The organism is Microbacterium sp. (genome assembly GCF_031178525.1).
GTDB lineage: Bacteria > Actinomycetota > Actinomycetes > Actinomycetales > Microbacteriaceae > Microbacterium.
The window spans coordinates 1-3538 of the sequence record NZ_JAPSJA010000239.1 but is presented as its reverse complement, the minus strand read 5'-3'; the positions used below and the strand labels follow the sequence as shown (position 1 = coordinate 3538).

Genomic DNA, 3538 nt, shown 5'->3' with positions numbered 1-3538 from the left:
ACACCACCTCGTTCGGCGGCGGCATGATCCCGGGCACGACCGTGTTCGCGGGCATGTTCTCAGACGCCCCCGCCGCCGAGGTGGCCGAGATCCAGGTGGTCGGCCTCGGGGACGTCGTGAGCGAGCCCGTGCCGTTCGAGGGCGGCGAGTTCGCGATCGCCGACCTGAAGGCGACGAGCGACGAGTACGAGACGGTGCTGTCGGGCACGATCTCGAGCACGTTCGCCGAAGACCAGGACGCGCTGAACCTCACAGTCCTCGTGCGCGACGAGAGCGGCAAGATCGTCATGGCGGAGTCGGACTCGACCGACCGCGTACCCGCGGGAGGCTCGGCCCGGTTCGAGGTGAACTTCTACCCGGCGCTGCCGGACGGTCTGACCTACGAGGTGTACCCGCACATCTACTGAGCGGCGGCCGGTGCGGCGGCTGCGGCCGGTCTCACGCGGCGCAGCGCACGCACCGCGTGGCCGTCGGCCTCGCTCGCAGCCGCCCCTCCGGGATCTCGCTGCCGCAGGACTCGCAGACGCCGTACGCACCGGTCTCGAGGCGCGCGAGGGCGGCGTCGATCTCGCGCAGCTCGAGGCGGGCGGCATCGCTCAGCGCCGTGAGGTGCGACCACTCGCCCGAGAGCGTCGAGCCCTCGGGGTCGTGCTCGTCGTCGGCCGTCGCGTCACCGCGCGCGGCGGCGACGCTCGAGAGGTCGTTCGCGCGCGCCGTGAGACGGCGCGCGGCGTCGCTGCGGCGCCCGAGCAGCAGTTCGCGCGCACTCTCGATCGGGTCGGGCATGCGCGCCAGACTACGCCCCGCCCAGGGGTGCGGCGCTCAGTTCACGACCGCGTAGTCGTCGGGCGTCAGCGCACGCAGTCCGTCGTCGTGGAGGACGAACTGCGCGCGCATCCGGACATCCGCGCCGTGCAGCGCCTGCGAGATCGCCCTGGCCCACGCCAGCTCCTCGACCTGGAACCCGTCATCACCCTCCCGCTCCCAGACGAGCACCACCTGCGAAGCACCGATCGCCTCGCACATCGGCGGCAGGCGCGCGGCCATCAGCCGCGCCGCCGTCGTGGGGCCGAGGTCCCCGGAGACGACCGGTTCGTCGGGAGCGTGCGGGAAGTCGTCGGTCGGCAGGATGACGTCGCTCATCCTGTCGTTCGCGTCGAGGAACAGCAGCCAGAGCTGGCGCCGCAGCGCTCCGCTCAGCATCAGCTCGATCAGCTCGTGCAGCCGCGCGTCGTCGAGGGAGGCGTCGCGCAGCTGCTCCATGCGGCGCTCGGCCGCCTTCGTGTGCGTCATGCACCGAGCGTGACGCGCACGTCCGAGCCGCGGGAGGCTTCGATGCAGATGTGGACGAGGGTTCTTCCGGCTTCCCCCTGGGGACGAAACGGAACGACCCCCGCACCTTCTGGGTGCGGGGGTCTTGTTCCGGCTCAGGTAGAGCGGTCTGAACGTCTCGGGTCAGCGCGCTGCGGAGCCCTCGACGTAGTCCTCGTCGGTCTGCTTCCAGGCGAACAGGGCGCGCAGCTCCTTGCCGGTCGCCTCGATGGGGTGACCCTGCTCCTTCTCGCGCAGCGCCAGGAACTCCTGGGCGCCGTTGTCCTGGTCGTCGATGAAGCGCTTGGCGAACGCACCCGACTGGATGTCGGCCAGCACGCCCTGCATGCGCTCCTTCACGCCGGCGTCGATGACGCGGGGACCCGAGACGTAGTCGCCGAACTCCGCCGTGTCGGAGATCGACCAGCGCTGCTTGGCGATGCCGCCCTCCCACATGAGGTCCACGATGAGCTTGAGCTCGTGCAGCACCTCGAAGTACGCGATCTGCGGCTGGTAGCCCGCCTCGGTGAGCACCTCGAAGCCGGCCTGCACCAGGTGGCTCATGCCACCGCACAGCACGGCCTGCTCGCCGAACAGGTCGGTCTCGGTCTCCTCCGTGAAGGTGGTCTTGATGACGCCGGCGCGCGTGCCGCCGATCGCCTTCGCGTACGACAGCGCGACATCCCAGGCCTGGCCGGACGCGTCGCGCTCGACGGCGATGATGTCGGGGATGCCGCGGCCCGCGACGAACTCGCGACGCACCGTGTGACCGGGGGCCTTGGGCGCGACGAGGATGACGTCGACGCCCTCGGGCGCGTCGATGTAGCCGAAGCGGATGTTGAAGCCGTGCGCGAACGCGAGCGTCTTGCCCTCGGCGAGGTTCGGCGCGATGGACTCCGAGTAGATGCCGCGCTGGTGCTGGTCGGGCGCGAGGATCATGATGAGGTCGGCCCACGCCGTGGCGTCGGCGACGTTCTTGACCTCGAAGCCCTCCTCCTGCGCCTTGGCGGTCGACTTCGATCCGTCCTTCAGCGCGATGACGACCTCGACGCCCGAGTCGCGCAGGTTCTGCGCGTGCGCGTGGCCCTGCGAGCCGTAGCCCACGATCGCGACCTTCTTGCCCTGGATGAGCGACAGGTCGGCGTCGGCGTCGTAGAAGATCTCGGTGCTCACGGTGTGGTGTCTCCTTGGGTTGGGGATCTGAGGAAGTTCGTGCCGTCTCCGCTCGGGCGCGCGCCCGAGCGGAGACGAAAGGGGTCAGCCGCGCAGGACGCGCTCGGTGATGGACTTGGGCCCGCGGCCCAGCGCGAGCAGGCCCGACTGTGCGAGCTCGCGGATGCCGAAGGGCTCGATCGCGCGCAGGAAGGCATCGACCTTGCCCTGGTCGCCCGTGATCTCGATCACGAGGGCGTCGGGCGCGTAGTCGACGACGTTCGCGCGGAAGAGGTTCACGACCTCGAGCACGTTCGAGCGGGAGGCGTTGTCCGCGCGCACCTTCACGAGCATGTGCTCGCGCTGCACGCTCGACGACGGGTCGAGCTCGACGATCTTGATCACGTTGATCAGCTTGTTCAGCTGCTTGGTGACCTGCTCGAGGGGCAGCTCTTCCACGTCCACGACCACCGTGATGCGGGACAGGCCCGGCACCTCGGTGACGCCGACCGCGAGGGACTCGATGTTGAACCCGCGCCGGGCGAACAGGCCGGCGACGCGGGTGAGCAGACCGGGCTTGTCCTCGACCAGGAGGCTCAGCACGTGCGTCGTCATGTCAGTCCTCCTCCGCGAACGCCGGGGCGTGGTCACGCGCGTACTGCACGTAGCTGTTGCTGACGCCCTGCGGCACCATCGGCCACACCATCGCGTCGGCGCTCACGACGAAGTCGATCACGACAGGGCGGTCGTTCGTCTCGAGCGCGGTCTTGATGGCGGCGTCCACGTCCTCGGCCTTCTCGACCCGGATCGCGAGGCAGCCGTACGCCTCGGCGAGCTTGACGAAGTCGGGCACGCGGATGGTGTCGTGGCCCGTGTTGAGGTCGGTGTTGGAGTAGCGGCCGTCGTAGAAGAGCGTCTGCCACTGCCGCACCATGCCGAGCGACGAGTTGTTGATGATCGCGACCTTGATCGGGATGTTGTTGATCGCGCAGGTGGCGAGCTCCTGATTGGTCATCTGGAAGCAGCCGTCGCCGTCGATCGCCCACACCGCGCGCTCGGGCTGGGCCACCTTGGC

The 3538-nt window shown here is 69.5% G+C and carries 6 protein-coding genes; 1 reads left to right on the top strand and 5 read right to left on the bottom strand.

The annotated features are described in order from the left end of the window. A partial coding sequence (locus tag RIF89_RS12335) for a hypothetical protein (RefSeq protein WP_309069402.1) occupies nt 1-407 on the top strand: 407 nt, incomplete at its 5' end. 31 nt (nt 408-438) lie between these two features. On the opposite strand, the gene RIF89_RS12330 is transcribed toward RIF89_RS12335, so the two are convergent. The 5 genes from RIF89_RS12330 to RIF89_RS12310 form a co-directional block, all read right to left on the bottom strand. Then, nucleotides 439-786 carry a TraR/DksA C4-type zinc finger protein gene (locus RIF89_RS12330; RefSeq protein WP_309069401.1) on the bottom strand — a complete coding sequence of 116 codons (348 nt, stop codon included), beginning with the start codon at nt 784-786 and terminating at the stop codon, nt 439-441. A gap of 36 nt (nt 787-822) precedes the next feature. After that, nucleotides 823-1293 (bottom strand): hypothetical protein, encoded by a 471-nt coding sequence (locus RIF89_RS12325; protein ID WP_309069400.1) that lies wholly within the window; start codon nt 1291-1293, stop codon nt 823-825. A 162-nt stretch (nt 1294-1455) separates the two neighbouring features. Next, a complete protein-coding gene (gene ilvC / locus RIF89_RS12320) occupies nt 1456-2484 on the bottom strand; it encodes a ketol-acid reductoisomerase (RefSeq protein WP_203138235.1) in 1029 nt (342 codons plus the stop codon). Between the two features lie 84 nt (nt 2485-2568). Further along, nucleotides 2569-3078, bottom strand: a complete 510-nt coding sequence (gene ilvN / locus RIF89_RS12315) for an acetolactate synthase small subunit (protein WP_309069399.1) — start codon at nt 3076-3078, stop codon at nt 2569-2571. Nucleotide 3079: 1 nt separating this feature from the next. Beyond that, on the bottom strand, nt 3080-3538 hold a 459-nt coding region (locus tag RIF89_RS12310; protein ID WP_309069398.1), incomplete at its 5' end, for a thiamine pyrophosphate-dependent enzyme.